Source organism: Shimia sp. (genome assembly GCF_041624275.1).
Taxonomy (GTDB): domain Bacteria; phylum Pseudomonadota; class Alphaproteobacteria; order Rhodobacterales; family Rhodobacteraceae; genus Shimia.
This window is the reverse complement of record NZ_JBFJVE010000025.1, coordinates 1-20,584: the sequence shown is the minus strand read 5'-3', so window position 1 is coordinate 20,584 and position 20,584 is coordinate 1. Positions and strand designations below refer to the sequence as shown.

20 protein-coding genes are annotated in these 20,584 nt (G+C 66.2%); 13 read left to right on the top strand and 7 right to left on the bottom strand.

The genetic code is table 11. The annotated features are described in order from the left end of the window. The 5 genes from ABZD10_RS03645 to ABZD10_RS03625 all read left to right on the top strand — a co-directional run. A partial coding sequence (locus ABZD10_RS03645; RefSeq protein WP_372884745.1) for an XdhC family protein occupies positions 1 to 708 on the top strand: 708 nt, incomplete at its 5' end. Further along, positions 705 to 1,700 carry a molybdopterin-binding protein gene (locus tag ABZD10_RS03640; RefSeq protein WP_372884744.1) on the top strand — a complete coding sequence of 332 codons (996 nt, stop codon included), beginning with the start codon at positions 705 to 707 and terminating at the stop codon, positions 1,698 to 1,700. The genes ABZD10_RS03645 and ABZD10_RS03640, both read left to right, overlap by 4 nt. 151 nt (positions 1,701 to 1,851) lie before the next feature. Next, complete coding sequence (locus ABZD10_RS03635; protein ID WP_372884743.1) at positions 1,852 to 2,337, top strand: (2Fe-2S)-binding protein; 486 nt, start codon at positions 1,852 to 1,854, stop codon at positions 2,335 to 2,337. 79 nt (positions 2,338 to 2,416) lie between these two features. After that, entirely contained in the window at positions 2,417 to 4,780 is a 2,364-nt protein-coding gene (locus ABZD10_RS03630) for a xanthine dehydrogenase family protein molybdopterin-binding subunit (RefSeq protein ID WP_372884742.1), read from the top strand. Between the two features lie 12 nt (positions 4,781 to 4,792). Next, positions 4,793 to 5,569, top strand: coding sequence for a xanthine dehydrogenase family protein subunit M (locus ABZD10_RS03625; RefSeq protein ID WP_372884741.1), 777 nt, complete (start codon positions 4,793 to 4,795; stop codon positions 5,567 to 5,569). A gap of 192 nt (positions 5,570 to 5,761) precedes the next feature. Here the strand turns inward: ABZD10_RS03625 and infC are convergent, their stop codons facing one another. Then, the gene (gene infC, locus ABZD10_RS03620; protein ID WP_372884746.1) at positions 5,762 to 6,307 is read right to left on the bottom strand and encodes a translation initiation factor IF-3; all 546 of its coding nucleotides are present in this window, start codon (positions 6,305 to 6,307) and stop codon (positions 5,762 to 5,764) included. 161 nt (positions 6,308 to 6,468) lie between these two features. Here infC and ABZD10_RS03615 point away from each other — a divergent pair, with 161 nt between their 5' ends. Next, on the top strand, positions 6,469 to 7,680 hold the full coding sequence (locus tag ABZD10_RS03615) for a winged helix-turn-helix domain-containing protein (RefSeq protein ID WP_372884740.1): 1,212 nt from the start codon (positions 6,469 to 6,471) through the stop codon (positions 7,678 to 7,680). Between the two features lie 56 nt (positions 7,681 to 7,736). On the opposite strand, the gene ABZD10_RS03610 is transcribed toward ABZD10_RS03615, so the two are convergent. The 6 genes from ABZD10_RS03610 to cysG form a co-directional block, all read right to left on the bottom strand. Beyond that, positions 7,737 to 8,594 (bottom strand): ferredoxin--NADP reductase, encoded by an 858-nt coding sequence (locus ABZD10_RS03610; RefSeq protein WP_372884739.1) that lies wholly within the window; start codon positions 8,592 to 8,594, stop codon positions 7,737 to 7,739. A 100-nt stretch (positions 8,595 to 8,694) separates the two neighbouring features. Next, a complete protein-coding gene (locus ABZD10_RS03605) occupies positions 8,695 to 9,114 on the bottom strand; it encodes a DUF934 domain-containing protein (RefSeq protein WP_372884738.1) in 420 nt (139 codons plus the stop codon). Next, on the bottom strand, positions 9,111 to 9,872 hold the full coding sequence (locus tag ABZD10_RS03600) for a phosphoadenylyl-sulfate reductase (RefSeq protein WP_372884737.1): 762 nt from the start codon (positions 9,870 to 9,872) through the stop codon (positions 9,111 to 9,113). The genes ABZD10_RS03605 and ABZD10_RS03600 overlap by 4 nt, the downstream gene beginning before the upstream one ends. Then, entirely contained in the window at positions 9,862 to 11,529 is a 1,668-nt protein-coding gene (locus ABZD10_RS03595; protein WP_372884736.1) for a nitrite/sulfite reductase, read from the bottom strand. Before ABZD10_RS03595 ends, ABZD10_RS03600 begins: the two co-directional genes overlap by 11 nt. Positions 11,530 to 11,584: 55 nt before the next feature. Next, a complete protein-coding gene (locus ABZD10_RS03590) occupies positions 11,585 to 11,902 on the bottom strand; it encodes a DUF2849 domain-containing protein (RefSeq protein ID WP_372884735.1) in 318 nt (105 codons plus the stop codon). Then, positions 11,902 to 13,290: a siroheme synthase CysG gene (gene cysG, locus ABZD10_RS03585; protein WP_372884734.1), complete on the bottom strand. Its 1,389-nt coding sequence runs from the start codon at positions 13,288 to 13,290 to the stop codon at positions 11,902 to 11,904. The genes ABZD10_RS03590 and cysG overlap by 1 nt, the downstream gene beginning before the upstream one ends. A 142-nt stretch (positions 13,291 to 13,432) precedes the next feature. On the opposite strand from cysG, the gene ABZD10_RS03580 reads away from it, so the two are divergent. The 7 genes from ABZD10_RS03580 to ABZD10_RS03550 all read left to right on the top strand — a co-directional run. Continuing rightward, positions 13,433 to 13,903 carry an Lrp/AsnC family transcriptional regulator gene (locus tag ABZD10_RS03580; protein ID WP_372884733.1) on the top strand — a complete coding sequence of 157 codons (471 nt, stop codon included), beginning with the start codon at positions 13,433 to 13,435 and terminating at the stop codon, positions 13,901 to 13,903. An 84-nt stretch (positions 13,904 to 13,987) separates the two neighbouring features. Then, positions 13,988 to 15,757, top strand: a complete 1,770-nt coding sequence (locus tag ABZD10_RS03575) for an ATP-binding protein (protein WP_372884732.1) — start codon at positions 13,988 to 13,990, stop codon at positions 15,755 to 15,757. Further along, positions 15,754 to 16,983 carry a sigma-54-dependent transcriptional regulator gene (locus tag ABZD10_RS03570; RefSeq protein WP_372884731.1) on the top strand — a complete coding sequence of 410 codons (1,230 nt, stop codon included), beginning with the start codon at positions 15,754 to 15,756 and terminating at the stop codon, positions 16,981 to 16,983. The genes ABZD10_RS03575 and ABZD10_RS03570 overlap by 4 nt, the downstream gene beginning before the upstream one ends. 224 nt (positions 16,984 to 17,207) lie before the next feature. Beyond that, entirely contained in the window at positions 17,208 to 18,188 is a 981-nt protein-coding gene (gene bioB / locus ABZD10_RS03565) for a biotin synthase BioB (RefSeq protein ID WP_372884730.1), read from the top strand. Further along, positions 18,185 to 19,306 (top strand): 8-amino-7-oxononanoate synthase, encoded by a 1,122-nt coding sequence (locus ABZD10_RS03560; RefSeq protein ID WP_372884729.1) that lies wholly within the window; start codon positions 18,185 to 18,187, stop codon positions 19,304 to 19,306. Before bioB ends, ABZD10_RS03560 begins: the two co-directional genes overlap by 4 nt. Continuing rightward, entirely contained in the window at positions 19,303 to 19,923 is a 621-nt protein-coding gene (gene bioD, locus ABZD10_RS03555; RefSeq protein ID WP_372884728.1) for a dethiobiotin synthase, read from the top strand. Before ABZD10_RS03560 ends, bioD begins: the two co-directional genes overlap by 4 nt. Then, positions 19,920 to 20,584: aminotransferase class III-fold pyridoxal phosphate-dependent enzyme (locus tag ABZD10_RS03550; protein ID WP_372884727.1), on the top strand; the 665-nt coding region annotated here is incomplete at its 3' end. The genes bioD and ABZD10_RS03550, both read left to right, overlap by 4 nt.

Sequence of the window (20,584 nt, the reverse complement as noted above, 5' to 3'; positions counted from 1 at the left end):
GCCTTTGCCGTCGGCCTCGCCTGTGGCGGCACCATCCGGGTGCTGGTCGAGCCGGTGGGCGCGGTGATGCCGCTCGCGGTACTGGAAGAGCTGGTGGCGGCGCGGGCGGCGCGCCGTCCGGTGGCCTATCTGTGCAATGCCGAAACCGGCGGCGGCCGGCTGGTCAGCGAGGGGTTCTCCGAACGCTTTCGCATGGATCGCTCGGGGCTTGAAGCGGATGGCCGTTTCGTTGCCATCCACAACCCGCCGCTGCGCGTGGTGGTGGTCGGCGCGGTGCATATCGCCCAGGCGCTGGTGCCGATGGCGCGGATCGCCGGGTTCGATCCGGTCATTATCGACCCGCGCAGCGCCTTCGGCTCGCAGGCGCGCTTCCCGGGCGAGGTCATTCTCGACGACTGGCCCGACGAGGCGCTGCAGCAGACCGGCACCGATGCCCGCACCGCGCTGGTGCTGTTGACCCACGACCCCAAGCTGGATGATCCGGCGCTGCATGTGGCGCTGCGCTCCGAGGTCTTCTATATCGGCGCGCTGGGCTCGAAACGCACCCATGCCGGGCGGGTGGCGCGGCTGCGCGACGCCGGTTTCTCCGAGGCCGAGATCGGGCGCATCCACGGCCCCGTCGGCCTTGATATCGGCGCCGCCGGTCCGGCCGAGATCGCGGTTTCGATCCTGTCGGAGATGATCCGGGTGCTGAGGATGACGCCGTGAAGTTCGGCCCCGTGCCCCTTTCGCAAGCCGAAGGCGCCATTCTGGCCCATTCGGTGATGGCCGGGGGTGAGAGGTTGCGCAAGGGGGCACGGCTGACGGCGGCGCAGGTGCAGGCGCTGCACGAGGCCGGGATCGACCGGGTCGTCGTGGCGCGGCTCGAGGGCGCAGACCTGCATGAAGACGCCGCCGCAGCCCTGCTGGCCGAGGCGCTGGTGCCCGATCCGGGCCCTGCCCATCTGTCGCTGTCGCGCGCCTTCACCGGGCGGGTCAACATCACCGCCACGCGGCCGGGGGTTGCCGAACTGGACGTCGCGGCGCTGACCGCGCTCAACAGGGTGAACCCGATGATGACCCTGGCCACGGTGCCGCCATGGCAGCAGGTGGCAGCAGGCAACATGGTCGCCACGGTCAAGGTGATCTCCTACGCCGTGCCGGAAAGCGACCTGCGCCGGGCCTGCGCCGTGGCGCGCGCGGCGCTGCGGCTGCGCCCGGTGCTGCTGCGGAGCGCCTCGCTGATCGTCACCGAGATCCCCGGAGGGGTCGGTGACAAGGGGCGCCAGGCCATCGAGGGCCGGCTCGGGGCGCTCGGCATGGCGCTGACGGACTGCCGATTGGTGCCGCATCGCAGCGCGGAACTGGCCGAGGCGATCAGCGCGGCCAGCGGCGATCTGGTGCTGATCCTGACCGGCTCGGCGACCTCGGACCCCGAGGACGTCGCCCCCCACGCCCTGCGCCGGGCGGGCGGCACAGTGGAGCGCTTCGGCATGCCGGTGGATCCGGGCAACCTGCTGTTTCTTGGGGCGCTCGGAGGCCGGCCGGTGATCGGCCTGCCGGGCTGCGCCCGTTCGCCGGCCCTCAACGGTGCCGACTGGGTGCTGAGCCGGGTCGCCTGCGGGCTCGCGGTCTCTTCGGGCGATATCGCGGCGATGGGGGTTGGCGGGCTGCTGAAGGAAATTCCCACCCGCCCGATGCCGCGCGAACGCCGCCGCTGATCGGGCCCGGCAAGGGCGGGGCGCGAAACGCTTCCCCCGTGCCCGTGCACCGGCAATTTGACCGCACAGAAAAAAACGGGTTCTCAGATTGCGGAACCCGTGTTTAACTCGATCCCATAATAAAAAAGTTAATCATCTCTGGGAGGAGCCAATGTCACAGGTCACCATGACCGTGAATGGCAAGACCGCGTCCGGCGCAATTGAAGGACGCACCTTGCTTAGCCAATTTTTGAGAGACAGCCTCAAGCTGACCGGCACCCATGTCGGCTGCGACACCGGCCAGTGCGGTGCCTGCGTGGTGCATGTCAACGGGCAGGCGGTCAAGTCCTGCAACATGCTGGCCGCCGAGGCCGAGGGCGCCGTGGTGGAGACCATCGAGGGGCAGGCGGCGCCGGATGGCAGCTTGAACACCCTTCAGCAGGCGTTTCAGGATCATCACGGGTTGCAATGCGGTTTCTGCACCCCGGGCATGGTGATGTCGGCGGCGGCGCTGCTGAAGGATAACCCCAAACCGACCGAGGCCGAGATCCGCGCCTACCTGTCGGGCAATCTCTGCCGCTGCACCGGCTATCACAATATCGTCAAGGCGATCATGGCCGCCTCGGGACAGGACGTGAGCGCGATTGCAGCCGAGTGACAGCGCGCGGTGCGTGTGAACACGCACCCCAGCGGTAGGGTGCGTGATGTCACGCACCGATCAAATGGGAGGATTTGAGATGCCGAAAGATCATGGCATTGGCGCCAGCCCCAAGCGGCGCGAAGACGTCCGGTTTCTGACCGGAAACGGAAACTACACAGACGACATCAACATTCACGGACAGGCCTATGTCCATTTCCTGCGCTCGGATGTGGCCCATGCCACGATCAACCGCATTGACACCAGCGCCGCCGAGGCCATGCCCGGCGTGGTAAAGATCTTTACCGGGGATGACTTTGCCGAGGTTGGCGGCGTGCCCTGCGGCTGGCAGGTGACCGACCGTTTCGGCGAGCCGATGCAGGAGCCGCGCCATCCGGTCATCGCCCATGGCAAGATCAAGCATGTGGGCGAGATCGTCGCCGCCGTGGTGGCCGACAGTCTCGATCAGGCGCGCGACGCGGCAGAGGCGATCGAGCTTGATCTGGATGAGCTGCCGGCCGTGGTCGACATGAAGGCCGCTTTGGCCGAAGGCGCCACCAAGATCCATGACGAGCTGACCTCGAACCTCTGTTACGACTGGGGGTTTGTCGAAGAGAACAAGGAGGCGGTGAACAAGGCCTTTGACGAGGCGGCGCATGTGACCTCGCTGGAGCTGGTCAACCAGAGGCTGGTGGCCAACCCGATGGAGGCGCGGGTGGCAATTGGCGATTACAGCCGCTCATCGGATGAGTATACGCTGCACACCACCTCGCAGAACCCGCATGTGATCCGGCTGCTGATGGGGGCTTTCGTGCTTGGCATCCCGGAACACAAGCTGCGCGTGGTGGCGCCGGACGTCGGCGGCGGTTTCGGCACCAAGATCTTCCACTATGCCGAAGAGGCCTTCTGCACCTTTGCCGCCAAGGCCTGCAATCGCCCGGTGAAATGGTCCTCGACCCGCTCCGAGGCCTTCATGTCGGACGCCCAGGGGCGCGATCACGTGACCAAGATCGAGCTGGCGCTGGATGCCGAGAACAATTTCACCGCCATCCGCACCGACACCCATGCCAACATGGGGGCCTATCTTTCGACCTTTGCTTCCTCGGTACCGACCTGGCTGCATGGCACGCTGATGGCGGGCAATTACAAGACGCCGCTGATCTATGTGAACGTCAAGGCGGTGTTCACCAACACGGTGCCGGTCGATGCCTATCGCGGCGCCGGCCGCCCCGAGGCGACCTTTCAGCTGGAGCGGGTGATCGACAAGGCGGCGCGGGAACTGGGCGTCGACCCGATTGCCCTGAGGCGTCAGAACTTCATCACCGAGTTCCCCTATGCCACGCCGGTGGCGGTGGAATATGACACCGGCGATTACCACGGCACCATGGACAAGCTCGAGGCGCTGGCTGATTTCGGCGGTTTCGCGGCGCGGCGGGCGGAAAGCGAGAAGGCCGGCAAGCTGCGTGGCCTTGGGGTGAACTGCTATATCGAGGCCTGCGGCATCGCGCCCTCGGCTCTGGTCGGGCAGCTTGGCGCCCGCGCCGGTCTTTACGATGCCGCCACGGTGCGGGTGAATGCCACCGGGTCGATCTCGGTCATGGTCGGCGCCCACAGCCACGGGCAGGGGCATGAGACCACCTTCCCTCAGGTGGTGGCCGAGATGATCGGCATCGACGAAAGCATGGTCGATATCGTCCATGGCGACACCGGGCGCATCCCCTTCGGCATGGGCACCTATGGCTCGCGCTCGATCGCGGTCTGCGGCTCGGCCATGGTGCGGGCCACCGAGAAGGTGATCGCCAAGGCCAAGAAGATCGCCGCCCATCTGATGGAAGCCTCGGACGCCGACATCGAGCTGAAGGACGGCCAGTTCACCGTCGCGGGCACCGACAAGTCGGTGGCCTGGGGCGATGTCACCCTCACGGCCTATGTGCCGCACAACTACCCTTTGGAAGACATCGAGCCGGGGCTTGAAGAGACCGCCTTTTACGATCCGGCCAATTTCACCTATCCGGCAGGGGCCTATGCCTGCGAGGTGGAAGTGGACCCCGAGACCGGCAAGGTCAGCATCGAACGCTTCTCGGCGGCCGATGATTTCGGCAATATCATCAACCCGATGATCGTCGATGGTCAGGTGCATGGCGGCATCGGTCAGGGCATCGGCCAGGCGCTGCTGGAGAACTGCGTCTATGACGGCGATGGCCAGCTGCTGAGCGCCTCCTACATGGATTACGCCATGCCGCGCGCCGACGATGTGCCCTTCTATGCGGTGGATCACTCGAGCCAGACGCCCTGCACCCACAATCCGCTGGGCGTGAAGGGCTGCGGCGAGGCCGGGGCCATCGGCTCTCCACCGGCGGTGGTCAATGCCGTGATCGACGCGCTGCGGTCGGCCGGCCATGACGTCACCCATATCGATATGCCCATGTCGCCGGCGCGCGTCTGGGCGGCGATGAACCCGTAAGGAGGTCTGGAGATGTACAACTTTGATTTTGAACGGCCCTCCACCATTGCCGAGGCGGTCGCCGCATTGGCCGGCGAAGACGCGCAGGCGCTGGGCGGCGGGCAGACGCTGATCCCGACGCTGAAACAGCGGCTGGCGGCGCCCTCGAAGCTGGTCAGCCTGGCCGGGATCGCCGAGATGAAGGGGGTCACGATTGCCGATGGCGTGCTGACCATGGGCGGCGGCGCCACCCATGCCGAGGTGGCGGCCGAGGCCTGCCCGCCGCTGGCGGCGCTGGCCGGCAATATCGGCGATCCGGCGGTGCGCAATCGCGGCACCATCGGCGGCAGCCTGGCCAACAACGACCCGGCGGCGGATTACCCGGCGGCGATGCTGGCGCTGAAATCGACCATCGTCACCAATGCCCGCGAGATCTCGGGAGATGATTTCTTCCGGGGGATGTTCGAGACCGCATTGGAAGAGAGGGAGATCATCACTGCGGTGCGCTGCGAGGTGCCGCAGGCGGCGAACTACCAGAAATTCGAACAGCCGGCCTCGCGCTTTGCGCTGGTCGGGGTCTTCGTGGCGAAATATGCCGACGGGGTGCGGGTCGGGGTGACCGGCGCCGCGCAGGAAGGGGCGCATCGCTGGGGTGCCGCCGAGGCGGCGCTTTCGGCCGAATTCTCGCCCGGTGCGGTGCCGCCGGCGCCGGCCTCCGAGGGGCTGCTGTCGGATCTGCACGGATCGGCCGAATACCGGGCGCATCTGGTGGCGGTGCTGACGCGGCGCGCGGTGGCGGCCTGCGGATAGGGCGGCGTTGCGCCCCCGGAGCCCGGGGGCGCAGCCTGCGGCGCGAGTATTTTCGAAGAGATGAAGGCCCCGGCGTTGGAGGCGCGGGGGGCGGGGCCCAAGGGCTGCGCGCGCGGCTGTCATGTGCCGGCAAGAAAAAACCGCGCCCGGCAAGCGGACGCGGCGCATGTCAGGGGCGGGGCCGGCGCCGGCTTATTTCGACAGCGGGCCGATCATCATGATCATCTGGCGGCCTTCCATCTTCGGCATGTTCTCGACCTTGCCGATCTCCTTGATGTCCTCGGCGACGCGTTCCAGAAGCTCGCGGCCGAGGTTCTGGTGGGCCATCTCGCGGCCGCGGAAGCGCAGGGTTACCTTGACCTTGTCGTCGTTCTCGAGGAACTTCACCACGTTGCGCATCTTGACGTCATAATCGTGCGTGTCGGTGTTGGGGCGGAACTTGACCTCTTTGACCTCGATGGTCTTCTGTTTCTTGCGGGCCTCGGATTCGCGCTTCTGCTGTTCGTATTTGAACTTGCCGAAGTCCATGATCTTGCAGACCGGCGGGGTCGCATTGGGCGAGATCTCGACCAGGTCCAGCCCCGCTTCGGCGGCCAGATCCATGGCGCGGGCCGGGTGCACCACGCCGATGTTTTCGCCGTCGGCGCCGATCAGGCGGATTTCCGGTGCGCGGATACGCTCGTTGACGCGGGGGCCGGTGTCGCGCTGCGGGGGCGCGTTGTGAGGTCTGCGGGCTATGGTTTCGATCCTTCGATGGTGAATTCTGACTGCGCGCTAATTTAGGTCCGCACCCAGAGCGATACAAGCGGTTAATCGCCGCTGTTGCGCGAAAGTGGCCGGGTCCGAACAGGGTTGCGCCGGCTTTGCCATGCAGCAAGGATGGCCGCAGGAAAAAAGGGGTGTCAGGGCGGATGGAACGGGGCGGGACTCGGGCGCGGCGCGGCGGTGACGGGGCCGTCCTGCGCATTGCCAACCGGCAGGCGCGGGCGCTTTGGCTGGCGGCGCAGGGGCTGGCGGCGACGCCGGTCGGGCCGCTGGATCTGGCGGCGATGATCGAGGCCCTGGGCTTCGTGCAGCTGGATACCATCCGGGTGGTGGCGCGGGCGCATCACCACATCCTGTGGAGCCGCAATCAGAACTACCGCGAGCCGATGCTGGGCCGGCTGCTGCGCCAGCGCCGGGTGTTCGAGCATTTCACCCATGATGCCAGCGTGTTGCCGATGCGGTTCCTGCCCTATTGGCGGCGCCAGTTCCGGCGCAAGAGGGAACAGATGGGCCGCGCCGGCTGGTTCAAGGGGCTGCCCGAGGCGGCGGAACGGGCAGAGATCCGGGCGCGGATCGCCCGGGAGGGGCCCTTGTCGACCCATGCCTTCGACAGCAGGATCGAAGGCGCGCGCAGGATGTGGGGGCGCCCGCCGCACAAGCTGGCGCTGGACTTCATGTGGTATTCCGGCGAACTGGCGACCTGCCACCGGGTCAATTTCACCAAATATTACGATCTGGCCGAGAGGGTATTTCCGGCCGAGCTCCGTGACCAAAAGGTGGCCGATGCGGATCAGGTCGCCTGGCTGAACGCGGCGGCCTTGTCGCGGCTTGGGTTCGGCACCCGGGGCGATATCCAGCGGTTCTGGGACGCGGTCGGCTCGGCAGAGGTGCAGAGCTGGATCGAGACCAGCGATCTGGTGCCGGTCGCGGTGCAGGGTGCCGCCGGAGCGTGGAAGGCCGGCTGGGCGCTGCCGGACATCGAGGCACGGTTGCAGGCGTTGCGGCCGCCGACCTCGCGACTGCGCATCCTCAGCCCGTTCGATCCGGTGATCCGGGATCGCGACAGGCTGAAGTTCCTGTTCGATTTCGACTATCGGCTGGAAATCTTCGTGCCCGCCGCGAAACGAAAATGGGGCTATTACGTCTATCCGATCCTCGAGGGCGACCGCATGGTGGGGCGCTGCGAGGTCAGGGCGGATCGGGCCAGATCGCGGCTGTCGGTCAAGGCGCTTTGGCCCGAGCCGGGGGTCAGATGGTCGGGTGCGCGGCAGGCCCGTTTCGAAGCCGAGATCGCCCGCATGGCGCGGTTTGTCGGGGCCGAAAACATGGGCTGGGATCTGGCCTGAAACGAAAAAACGCCCGGTTCGTATGCCGGGCGTTCTTTAGGATCGCGCGCTAAGCCTCAGTCGAGGAACGCTTTTTCCACCACGTATTGCGCGGGCTTGGAATTGGCGCCCTCTTCGAGACCGGCCGCTTCCAGCATGTCCTTCAGTTCGAGGTTGAAGGCCAGGTTGCCGCAGATCATGGCGCGGTCGAACTCGGGGTTCAGCGGCTCGACGCCGAGATCCTTGTAGGCTTCGCCCGAGTTGATGAGGTCGGTGATACGGCCCATCTTGGGGCTGTCTTCGCGGGTGGTGGTCGGGTAGTATTTGATCTTTTTCCAGAAGCCTTCGCCGATCAGCTCGTTCAGCAGCTCGTCTTCCTTCAGGGCTTCGATCAACTCGCGGCCATAGGTCAGCTCACCGACGGTGCGGCAGGTGTGGGTGATGATGACCTCGTCGTAATCCTCGTAGGTCTGCGGCTCGCGCAGCAGCGAGGCGAAGGGCGCGAAACCGGTGCCGGTGGCAAAGAACCAGATCCGCTTGCCCGGAATCAGCGCGTCATGCACCAGCGTGCCGACCGGCTTGGGACGCAGGATGATCTCGTCGCCGGGCTTGATGTGTTGCAGCTTCGAGGTCAGCGGCCCGTCTTCGACCTTGATCGAGTAGAACTCCATTTCCTCGTCCCATGACGGCGAGGCGATGGAATAGGCGCGCAGCAGCGGCTTTTGCTTGCCGGTCTTGGGGTCGGGGTCGCCCATCAGGCCGATCATCACGAACTCGCCCGAGCGGAACCTGAGGCTGGCCGGCCGCGTGCAGCGGAAGCGGAACAGGCGGTCGGTATAGTGCTGAACCTCGGTGACGGTCTGCGCGTCGGGCAGGGCGGGGGTCTTGGGAACGGCGGTGGCTTGGGCTTCGGTCACGGGTTTTTGCTCTGTCATAATTTATCGGGCGGCTGTTGCGCCCCTCACTAGCAGTTCAGATCGGGTTTTGAAGATGTATTTGCGCTGCGACATTGATCTGACGCAAATCGGCACCTCTTCAGTGGCTATTTTGGCCGCGCATGCGGCTTTGGTAGTCATGGGCCTGCCAGTCGCTGCGGAACTGCCATTCGGCTTCGGGCTGGCGCGCGGCCAGCTCGTCGCTGATCTCGACCTCGTCGAAGCCGCAGCGGCGGGCCATGGCATATTGGTCCGAGATCACATGGCCGCGGGCGCGCAGACGGCCCGCATAGCCCGCGAGGCGCAGCTGGCGGGCGATGGTGAAGCCGCGGCCATTGGCAAAGGACGGGAAGTCGATGCGGATCATCTCGACGCCTGCCAGCTGGCGGATCAGCTCGGCCGGGTCCATGTCCGAGGCGACGTCAAGTGCCGCCGCGCTGCCGGTGTTCTCTGCGGCGGGCACGAACCCCTGGGTCCAGTCATCTGCGGCAAAGCCGCTGTCGGTGACGATCACAGTCATGCTTTTTCTCCTATCCGCACCATTTTGCCATCGACAAAATGGATGCCACATTCGCTTTTGTCCTGCCCGCGCCAGCGCCCCGAACGCGGGTCTTCGCCTTCCTTGACCGGGCTGGTGCAGGGGGCGCAGCCGATCGACGGGTAGCCCTTGGCCACCAGCGGGTGGCGCGGCAGGCGGTTCTCTTCCATATAGGCGCGCACATCTTCGGGCGCCCAATGGGCCAGCGGGTTGACCTTGATGCGGCCGGTGCCGTCCTCGACCTCGAAGAACTCCATGGTCGCGCGGGTGCCGGCCTGAAAGCGCTTGCGCCCGGTGATCCAGCCGTCATAGCCGCGCAGGGCCCGTTGCAGCGGGATGGTCTTGCGCAGGGTGCAGCAGGCATCGGTGTCGCCGAGGCGCAGGGCGCCATAGGGATCCTGACGGTCGATCTCTTCCTGGTCGGCGCGGATCACGCGCAGATTGGTCAGGCCCAGCCGCTCGGCGACCTCGGCCTGATAGGCCAGGGTCTCGGGGAACAGCAGCTGGGTGTCGACGAAGAGCACCGGGGTGTGCTTGTCGGCCACCGCGGCCATGTGCAGCAGCACGATCGATTCGGCGCCGAAGCTCGAGACCAGGGCGATCTCGCCGCCATCCTTCAGCGCGCCGCGGAAAACGTCCGTGGCGCTGTGATGGCGATAGCGATCATTCAGCTCCGAGACCAGTTCGCTGAGGACGCGGCGGTCGCTCCCCAGCTCGGTCTGGATTTCATCAAGCGGCATGGGCACGCGCCTCGGGGTAGAGATGGGCCTTGAACGGGGCCAGGCCAAGACGGCGATAGGCCTCGATGAAGGTCTCGTCTTCGTTGAGGCGCAGCTCAAGATAGCCCTGCACCAGTCGTTCTATGGCGGGCACGATCTCGTCATAGGCAAAGCCCGGCCCGGCGCGTTCGCCAAGCGCCGCGTCCCAGGTGGCATCGCCGCCCAGCGTGATCTGGTAGTTTTCGACCCCGGCGCGGTCGAGCCCGAGAATGCCGATATGACCGACATGGTGGTGACCGCAGGCGTTGATGCAGCCCGAGATCTTGATCTGCAGGTGGCCGATATCATGCTCGAGCTTCAACTCGTCGAAGCGGGTCGCGATCTGTTGCGCAACCGGAATCGAGCGGGCGGTGGCCAGGGCGCAGTAGTCCATGCCGGGGCAGGCGATGATATCCGAGATCATGCCGATATTGGCGGTGTGCAGCTCGACTTCGCGCAGCGCGGCATAGATCGCGGGCAGGTCGGACTTGTGCACATGCGGCAGGATCACGTTCTGCTCGTGGCTGATGCGCAGCTCGTCATGGCCATATTGCTTGGCCAGCGCGGCGAGGGTGCGCATCTGCTCTGCCGAGGCATCTCCCGGCGTGGCGCCGTGTTTCTTCAGCGACACGGTGACGATGGCATAGCCCGGGGCGCGGTGCTCGCTGAGGTTGCTGTCGGCCCAAGCGCGGAACAGCGGGTCGGCATCATAGGCCAGATCGAAGGCCGCCGTCGGGGCCTCGCGGAACTGCGGCGCCGCGAACTGCGCGCGGATCTCGGCCAGAAGCGCCTGATCGGCGCCGGTATAGCCGGGGCGGATGCTGGCGTAGCGCTCATTGACGCGGGCGCGGATGTCGTCCAGCCCGTGTTCGTGCACGGTGATCTTGATCCGCGCCTTGAACTTGTTGTCGCGGCGTCCGATCTGGTTCCAGACCGAGACCACGGCCTCGATATAGGGCAGGATGTCCTCGCGCGGCAGGAAGTCATGCAGGATCTTGCCGATCATCGGGGTGCGGCCAAGGCCGCCGCCAACGACGATCTGATAGCCGACTTCGCCGGCGTCATTCTGCACGATGCGCACCGCCAGATCATGCACCTTCAGCACCGCGCGGTCCTTTGCGCCGGCGCTGACCGCGATCTTGAACTTGCGGCCCAGGAACTGGAATTCCGGGTGATCGGTCGACCATTGGCGGATCAGCTCGGCCAGCGGGCGCGGATCCTCGATCTCATCGGCGGCGGCACCGGCGAAATGATCGGCGGTGACGTTGCGGATGGTGTTGCCGCTGGTCTGGGTGGCATGCATCTCGACCTCGCCCAGGGCATCCAGCATATCCGGAATATCCGACAGTTTGGGCCAGTTGTACTGGATGTTCTGGCGGGTGGTGAAATGGCCGTAGCCCTTGTCCCACTTCTCGGCCAGATAGGCGAGCTGGTTCATCTTGGCGCTGTTCAGCGTGCCATAGGGGATCGCCACCCGCAGCATATAGGCATGCAACTGCAGGTAGACGCCGTTCATCAGCCGCAGCGGGCGGAACTCGTCTTCGGTCAGGGCGCCCGAGATGCGGCGTTCGACCTGGGCGCGGAACTGGCGGTTGCGTTCGGCCAGGAAGGCTGTGTCAAAGTCGTTATAGGCGTACATGGCGAAACCTCTGTCTTGTTGGCCGTTCTCTTCGCGGAAAACGGTCAGAATTCCTTCAGGGAGCCTTGCTGGCTGCGTCGTCGGCTTGCTTGCCGTGGAAATAATTCGACGGGCCGGTGCGGCGGAATTCCTCGCGGAAATGCGTCGGCTGCGGGCCGGTCGGGCCGGGGGTGACATCGGCCAGATAGGCGCCGACCGAGTCGCCGGCGCGCTGCTCGGCCTCGAGAAGCCGCAGCTGGGCGTCGGCCTCGTCGGTCAGCAGGGCGGCCTCGGACAGCTCTCGGGTCCAGGTTCCGGCGTCGGTCAGATAGATCACGTCGCCCTCAAGGAGGGCATTTGCGGTGACGACTTTGGGGGTGAAGGCGCGGGCCATCAGGCGGTCTCCTGTTCGGGGTGGGTGTCAAGGGTGGCGGATGCGGCGCGGGGGGCAAGGCCGAGCAGCGCGAGCGCCGGGCCTTTGAGCGCCGCATCCGCCAGATCGGCGGGCAGGTTCTGCAATGTGGTGGCAACCACCCGCTGATCGGAACGCGAGGCGTTTTCGATGAAGGTGACAGGCGTGTCGGGGCTGGCGCCATGCATCAGCAGGCGGCCCTGGATGAAACGCGCGGCCTTCTTGCCCATGTAGATGGCGGCCACCTGGTCGCGGCGCGCCAGCGCCTGCCAGTCATGATCGGCAAAGCCCTTCATGTCATGTCCGGTCAGGAAGCGCACCGAGGCATTGCGGCCACGGCGGGTCAGGCTCTGGCCGATGGCGGCGACCGAGGCCGAGGCGGCGGTGATGCCGGGCACCACATGCCACGAGATGCCCGCTGCTTGGAGGGTTTCGATCTCTTCGTCGAGACGGCCGAAGACGGTGGCGTCGCCGCCCTTGAGGCGCACGATCTGCGCGCCCTTGCGGGCGTGCTGCACGATCAGGCGGTTGATGTCGTCCTGCGGGGTCGAGGGGCCGAACCCCTGCTTGCCGACATTGATCAGCGTCGCTTCGCGGCGCGCCAGTTCCAGAATCTCGGGCGTCACCAGCCCGTCGTGAATGACCACGTCGGCGGTGTCGAGCGCCTTGCGCGCCTTCAGCGTCAGCAGCTCCGGATCGCCGGGGCCGGCGCCGACAAAGGCCACGTGGCCGGCCTTGCTCTCGGCCTTCAGATGCCGTGCCAGCAGATCGTCGAGGGCGCGTTCGGCGTCGCGCTCTTCGGCCAGAAGCGGGCCGGCGCCGAGGAAATAGTCGGACCAGAAGTCGCGGCGGCGGCGGCCGAGGGGCAGCGCATCGGCCGCGGCGCGAAAGCGTTGCGCGACACGTGCCAGCAGCCCAAGGCGCGGCGACAGGCGCTCTTCGAGATCACGTTTCAGGGCACGGGCCAGCACCGGGGCGGTGCCCTCGGTGCCGATGGCGATGGTGACCGGGTCGCGGTCGACGATGGCCGGGGTGATGAAGGCGCTTTGGGCTAGATCGTCGACGATGTTGACCGGCACATTCGCGGCCTCGGCCAGGCGCGCCACTGCGCCGTCTTGCACCGCGTCCTCGTTGGCGGCATAGACCAGCACGGCATCGACGAGATCATCGCCCCGCAGCGCGCGGCGACGCAGGGTCAGCCGGCCGGCGGTGGACCATGCCACGATCTCGGCGTCGGCCTCGGGGGCGAAGACCTCGATCCTTGCGGTGGTCTTGAGCAGCAACCGCAGCTTGGCCAGCGCGGCGGCGCCACCGCCCGACAGGGCGATCTTGCGGCCCGCGACGGCCAGGAAGACGGGAAAATGATCCATCAGGATGTGCTCTCTTCGGTGTTTCAGGTTGCTATATAGGAAATTTTCCCATATTGGCGCTAGGTGTGGCGAAAAATAGAAACGTGCGTTCTGGTTTTGCCTCGAATGCACCCGAATGTTCCAAGATGGAAGGAAATTTGGAATGGCGTTGCGAATTGACAATATGGACCGGAAAATCCTTGAGGAATTGCAGCGGGATGCGGCCCAGTCGCTGGATGAAATTGCCAAGAAAGTGGGCTCTTCCAAGACCCCGGTGTGGAATCGCATCCGCAAACTGCGCGAGGCCGGCATCATCAAGCGCCAGACCGTGCTGCTCGATGCCGAGGCGCTGGGGTTCGAGGCCTGTTTCTTCGTCCTGATCCGCACCAGCGCGCATGAGGCCGAGTGGCAGGCCAAGTTCCTCAAGGCGCTGCGCGACCGTCCCGAAGTGCAGGAGGCGCACCGGCTGGCGGGCGATATCGACTATATCCTGAAGGTGCGGGTCACCAATGCCCGGGCCTATGACAAGTTCTATCAGGCGCTGATTTCGGAAGTGCGGGTGCACAATGTCACCGCGCTTCTGTCGATGGAAGAGATCAAGTCGACCAGCGACCTGCCGCTGATCGAGGAGTGAGCCCCGCGTGGCGTTTCGCTGGGGGCGCCTCGGGGCGGCAAGGCGTCTGGTCAATCCGAAGCCGCAGTTGCTAGTCTGGCGGGCATGAAGGTCTGGGTTCGACAGAGAATTGCGATTCTGACGGTTTTCGCGCTGCTGCTGACGGTGGTGCCGGGAACCGTGTGGCGCATTGGCTATGGTCAGGCGCTGGATCAACTGGCGCGGCGCGGCGAGGCCGACCTCGAGCTGGCCTCGGACCGGCTGACCGCCCAGCTGCAACGCTATCAGGAGCTGGCGGTGCTGATGGCCACCCACCCGACGCTGACCGCGCTGTCGCGCGGCGCCGAAGGCGGTGGCAGGGACGCGGGCGCGGCGCGGGCGCTTCTGCTCGATGCGGCCGACAAGACCGCGGCCCTGAACCTCTATTATCTGGCCACCGGCGGCGAGGTGCTGGCCTCGGCCTTCGACGGCCCGTCGCTGCCTTCCGGCGGAACGCCGGCCTTCCGGCGGGCGCTGAACGGGTCGCTGGGGGTATATCACTACCGCGACGCCAAGACCGGTCGGCGCCATTTCCTGTTCGCCTCGCCCAGTTTCGGCGCCGCTGGCAAGGTCAGCGGCGTGATGGTGGTGAGTGTCGACATCGATTATGTCGAGGCCAACTGGCAGGGCGACGGCCCGGCGGTGTTCTTCATCGACGCGGCGGGGCTGGTCTTTATCAGCAACCGCGACGAACTGCTGTTCTGGCAGCGCCGCCCCGGCGACCGGGGGCTGGTGCCGCCCGAGGGGCCGGCGCCGCCGTTCCGCGACTATGTCCGCGCCGGGCATGACCTGTGGCGGCTGGACTGGGGGCCCTATCTGCCCGAGCGCGGATTGCATCTGGTGCATCCGCTGCCGGTGATCGCGATGACCGGCGAGGCGGTGCTCGACCTGCGCCCGGCGACCCGGATCGCGCTGTTGCAGGCGGCGGTGGTGGCGGCGCTGATCTTTGCCTTCGGGGTGTTCCTCTATCAGGCGATCCAGCGCCGGCTGGTGCTGGCCGAGGCCAATGTGGCGCTTGAGGGGCGGGTCGCGAAACGCACCCGCGCTCTGTCCGAGACCAATGTCCAGCTGCGCCGCGAAGTGGCCGAACGGCAAGAGGCCGAGGCGGCGCTGAAGAAGGCGCAGGCGGAACTGGTGCAGGCGGGCAAGCTGAGCGCCCTCGGCCAGATGTCGGCCGGGATCAGTCATGAGCTCAACCAGCCGCTGATGGCGATCCAGCAGTTCGCCGAGAACGGAGCGGAATTTCTTGAGCGCGGCCGGCCCGAGATTGCCGGCGAGAACCTGTCGCGGATCTCGGCCCTGGCCGGGCGCATGGCGCGGATCATCCGCAACCTGCGGGCCTTTGCCCGCAACGAAAGCGAACCGATGGGGCGGGTCGATATCGTCGCCGTGGTGGCCTCGGCGCTGGAGCTGACCGAGGCGCGGCTGCGCCGCGACGGCATCGCGCTGGAGTGGCAGGCGCCCGGCAGCCCGGTCTGGGTGCGCGGCGGCGAGGTGCGGCTGGCGCAGGTGCTGGTCAACCTGATCGGCAATGCCGCCGATGCCATGGCCGAGACCCCGGTCAAGGTAATCCGGATCACCGTCGAAACCGGCGCCCGGGTGTCGATCAGGGTCGCCGATACCGGCCCCGGCATCGAAGAGCCGGAAAAGATCTTTGATCCCTTCTTTTCCACCAAGGCGGTGGGCAGCGCCGAAGGCATGGGGCTCGGGCTTTCCATTTCCTACGGTTTGGTGCAGTCCTTCGGCGGCGAGATTCGCGGGGTCAACACCCCCGCCGGCGGCGCCGAGTTCACCGTCGTGCTGGATTTCTGGAGCGACAAGGAAGTGGCCGCATGACACGCAAGGTTCTGCTGGTGGATGACGACATGGCGGTGCGCGAGGCCCTGGGCCAGACGCTCGAGCTGGCCGATCTCGAGGCGGTGACGGCGGGTTCTTTCATCGAGGCCAAGGATCATATCGCCCGTGCCTTCGACGGGGTCATCGTCTCGGACATCCGCATGCCGGGGCGCGACGGGTTCCACCTGTTGAACTATGTGCGCGAGGTCGATGGCGAGCTGCCGGTGATCCTGCTGACCGGCGAGGGCGACATTCCGATGGCGGTCTCGGCGATGGGGCAGGGGGCCTTCGACTTCCTCGAGAAACCCTGCGCGCCGAAAGATCTGGTGACGGTGATCGAGCGCGCCCTCAACACCCGGGCGCTGGTGCTGGAGAACCGCCGCCTCAAGGCGCAGCTTGAAACCGGGGACCCGGCGGCGCGGATGCTCTATGGCAGCTCGCAGATGGCCGAAGACCTGCGCGCCCGGGTGCGCAACGTGGCGCGCACCAATGCCGAGGTGCTGGTCACCGGCGCGCCGGGGGCGGGCATTTCCAAGGTCGCCGAGGTGGTGCATCTGTGCTCGCCCCTGTCCAAGGGGCCATTCGGCAAGTATTCGGCCGCCGTGATGACGCCCGAGCGTTTCGAGCAGGCGGTGGCCAATGCCGCTGGCGGCAGCCTGTTCCTCGACGAGATCACGGCGATGCCGATGGACACCCAGTTCGCGCTGATGACGCTGATGGAACAGGGCGACCACCCGCGGCTGATCTTCGGCAGCGCCGCCGATCTCGGCAAGGCGATCGAGCAGGGCGGGCTGCATGCCGACCTGTTCTACCGGCTCGACGCGATGCAGGTGCGCATTCCCTCGCTGGCCGAGCGGCCCGAGGACATTCCGGTGCTGTTCCGGCAATATGTGGCGCAGGCCGCCGAGCAGGCCGGGCTGACCCCGCCCGAGGTGACCTCGGAAATGGTTGCCGACCTGATGGCCCGCGACTGGCCGGGAAACGCCCGGGCGCTGATGAGTGTCGCGATGCGCTTTGCACTGGGGCTGCACGACGAGGACGAGATGATCTCGGGCGGTCTGGGGCTGGTCGAGCAGATGGCGCAGGTCGAACGCTCGCTCCTGCAAGAGGCGCTGCGCCGCGCCGGGGGGCGGGCCACGGCCGCCGCCGAGGCGCTGAAGCTGCCGCGCAAGACCTTCTATGACAAGCTGGCCAAGCACGGGCTGAAGGCCGAGGATTTCCGCTAGCGCCGGGGCGCGCGGCGTGCGCGGCTTTCGCCGGGCCAGCGCGGGTTCTGTCTGTCGTTTTCTGAAATGGGGCCGGATTTCCGGTTGAAAAGCCTGCCCGCTGCCGACGGGCCGTGTGCCCGCACGGCCCGGACTGCTGGCGCGGGGTGGTTTCCGGTTGCGGTTTCAAAAAAAATCGATAGAAATACGCCTCACTTAAAAACAAATGTGAAACTATCGATAAAATGCAAGATCAAACACCTCGATGGACCCGAAGCACTGCTATGGGGGTGCATGAGCTGCCCCTGATGGACCTGTTGTTCAAGGCCCAGACAGTGCACCGACAGCACTTCGATCCGAACAGGATCCAGACCTCCAAACTCTTGTCGATCAAGACCGGCGGCTGCGCCGAAGACTGTGCCTATTGTTCGCAATCGGCCCGAAACGGTTCGAAACTGACTGCCTCGAAACTGATCGAGGTCGAGCGTGTGCTGACCGAGGCGCGCAAGGCCCGCGATGGGGGCGCCACCCGCTTCTGCATGGGGGCTGCCTGGCGCGAGCCCAAGGAACGGGACATGCCGGCACTGATCGCGATGGTCGAGGGTGTCCGGGAAATGGGCATGGAATCCTGCATGACGCTGGGCATGCTGGACGACAACCAGATCTTTCGCCTGCGCGATGCGGGGCTGGACTATTACAACCACAATATCGACACCTCCGAGCGCTATTACCCCGAGGTCATCACCACGCGCAGCTTTGCCGACCGGATCGACACGCTCAGCCGCGTGAAAGAGGCCGGGATCAAGGTCTGCTCGGGCGGTATCCTGGGGATGGGCGAGGAAGACCAGGACCGGATCGACATGCTGGTCTCGCTGGCCAATCTGGACCCGGCACCCGACAGTGTTCCGATCAACATGCTGATGCCGCAGGAGGGCACCCCTCTGGCAAAGGCCCGGCCGATCGATCCGATCGCCTTCGTGCGGGTGATCGCGACCGCCCGCATCATGATGCCCACATCCTATGTGCGGCTGTCCGCAGGGCGCGGCGAGATGAGCGACGAGACGCAGGCCCTGTGTTTCCTTGCCGGGGCGAATTCGATCTTTGTCGGAGAGACGCTTTTGACGGCCGAGAACCCCGAGGAAGACCGCGATGCCGTGCTTTTCGCGAAACTGGGGCTTTCGGCCGAAACGGCCAGCGAGCATGGCTGTCAGGATGCAGGTGAATGACGGCATCAGAGCGTTTGACCTCCATGCTGGACGTTCTTGACGCGCGGCACCGCCGCCGGTTTCTTGCCCCCCGCCGGGGATTGGATTTCGCCTCCAACGACTACCTGGGGCTGACCGCTGCGCCGGAAATGGAACTGGCGGCCCGTCAGGCTCTGGACCGCGGTGTGCCGCTTGGCGCTGGCGGGTCGCGCCTGCTGCGCGGCAACCATTGCGAACACGAGGCGCTGGAGGCCGAGGCGGCGGCTTTTTTCCAGTGTGAAGCCGCGCTTTACATGGGGGGTGGTTTTCAGGCCAATCAGGCGATTTTCGCGAGCCTTCCCGCCGCCGATGACCTTGTTTTGCATGACGCGCTTGTCCATGCCAGCGCGCATGAGGGGCTGCGGATCGGGCGCGCCGCGACCCGGTCCTTTGCGCATAACGATGTCGCCGACGCCCGCCGCCTGCTTGCGGATTGGCGCAGGCACACCCCCGGGGGGCAGATCTGGATCGCCGTGGAAAGCATCTATTCCATGGAAGGCGATGCGGCGCCGCTGCAAGAGCTGTCCCGGCTTGCGGTCGAATTCGGTGCCATTCTGGTGGTCGACGAAGCCCATGCAACGGGCGTCTTCGGCCCGGATGGGCGGGGCATGGCCCACGGGCTCGAGGCCGAGACCCTGACCCTGCATACCTGCGGCAAGGCGCTGGGGGTCGCGGGCGGTCTGGTCTGCGGTGCGAAAGTGTTCATCGACACTTTGATCAACCGCGCGCGCCCCTTCATCTTTGCCACCGCTCCGGCGCCCTTCAGCGCGGCGCTGGTGCGCGCCTCTCTGAAACTCCTTGAGGACGGCGGCGGCCGCGTTGCCGCCGCGCGGGCCCGGATGCGCCACGCCCATGACCGGCTGCGGTCCATCGGCCTGCCCGAGACGGCGCTGAACAGCCAGATCATCCCGGTGGTTCTGCATGAAGATGCCGCCACCATGAAGGCGGCCGCTGCCCTGCAAGATGCCGGCTTCGACGTGCGCGGAATCCGTCCGCCGACCGTGCCGCGCGGCACGTCCCGGCTGCGGATCTCGATCACCGGGAACGTGACCTGCACCGACATCACCCGGCTTGCCCGGTCATTGGCCGAGGTCACATGAAACCGATTGTTGTAACCGGCACCGACACCGGCATTGGCAAAACCGTGTTTTCGGCCGGGCTGACGGCGGCACTGGGCGCGTCCTATTGGAAGCCGGTGCAGTCCGGTCTCGACGCGTTGACCGACAGCCAGATCGTCGCCGCGCTGTCCGGCGCGCCGGTGCTGCCCGAGGCCTATCGCCTCGAGAAACCCGCATCGCCGCATCTTTCGGCCGAAGAGATGGGGGTCGAGATCGACCCCCGGCGTCTGGCCCTGCCGGAGGTTCAGGGCCCGTTGGTGGTCGAAGGGGCAGGGGGGGTGATGGTTCCCCTGACCCGCGAAACCTTCTTTCTGGAGGTGATCGCGGGCTGGAAATGCCCCGTGGTTCTGGTTGCCGGAACCCAGCTGGGAACGATCAACCACAGCTCGCTGTCGCTCAGGGCCCTGAAGCAGTCCGGCTGCGACGTGGTCGGCGTGGTCTTCAGCGGCGCGGCAGAGCCCGATGTCGAGGCCACCATAGCCGAAATGAACCGCACCCCGCATCTGGGTCGTCTGGAAAGGCTGGGCAGCCTCTCGCGGGAAAGCCTGTGCCGGGCAATGCAGGCCATCGATCTGGAAAGGATCCGACGCGCGCTATGACCCCGAAAGAGTTCGACGCCAAACATCTGTGGCACCCCTATACAAACGTCGCCGCCCCCGGCCCGATGCATGTCATCACCGAGGCCGAGGGCGTCTGGCTCACGCGCGAAGACGGCGGCAAGATGATCGACGCCATGTCGTCCTGGTGGTGCGCCCTGCACGGGCACCGCCACCCGGCGATCACATCGGCCATGCAGGCTCAGCTGGCAGTGATGCCGCATGTGATGTTCGGCGGGCTGACCCACGAACCCGCCGCCCGCCTCGGGCAGCGGATGCTGGACCTGTTGCCCGACCGGCTTGACCGGATCTTCTATTGCGACAGCGGATCGGTGGCGGTCGAGGTCTCGTTGAAGATGGCGGTGCAGTATCAGATGGCCATGGGCCGCCGGGACAAGGTGCAGTTCGCCACGATCCGCGGCGGCTATCATGGCGACACCTGGAAGGCGATGAGCGTCTGCGACCCGGTCACCGGCATGCACGGCCTGTTCGCCGGTGCCCTGTCGATACAGCATTTCCTGCCTCGCCCCCCGGTCGCGCTGGGTCAGGAATGGCCCGAAGACCCGGCCGAGAACGGGGTGGCCGATCTGTCGGCGCTGTTTGAAGCCAAGGGCAGGCAGATCGCGGCGCTGATCCTCGAGCCGACGGTGCAGGGCACGGGCGG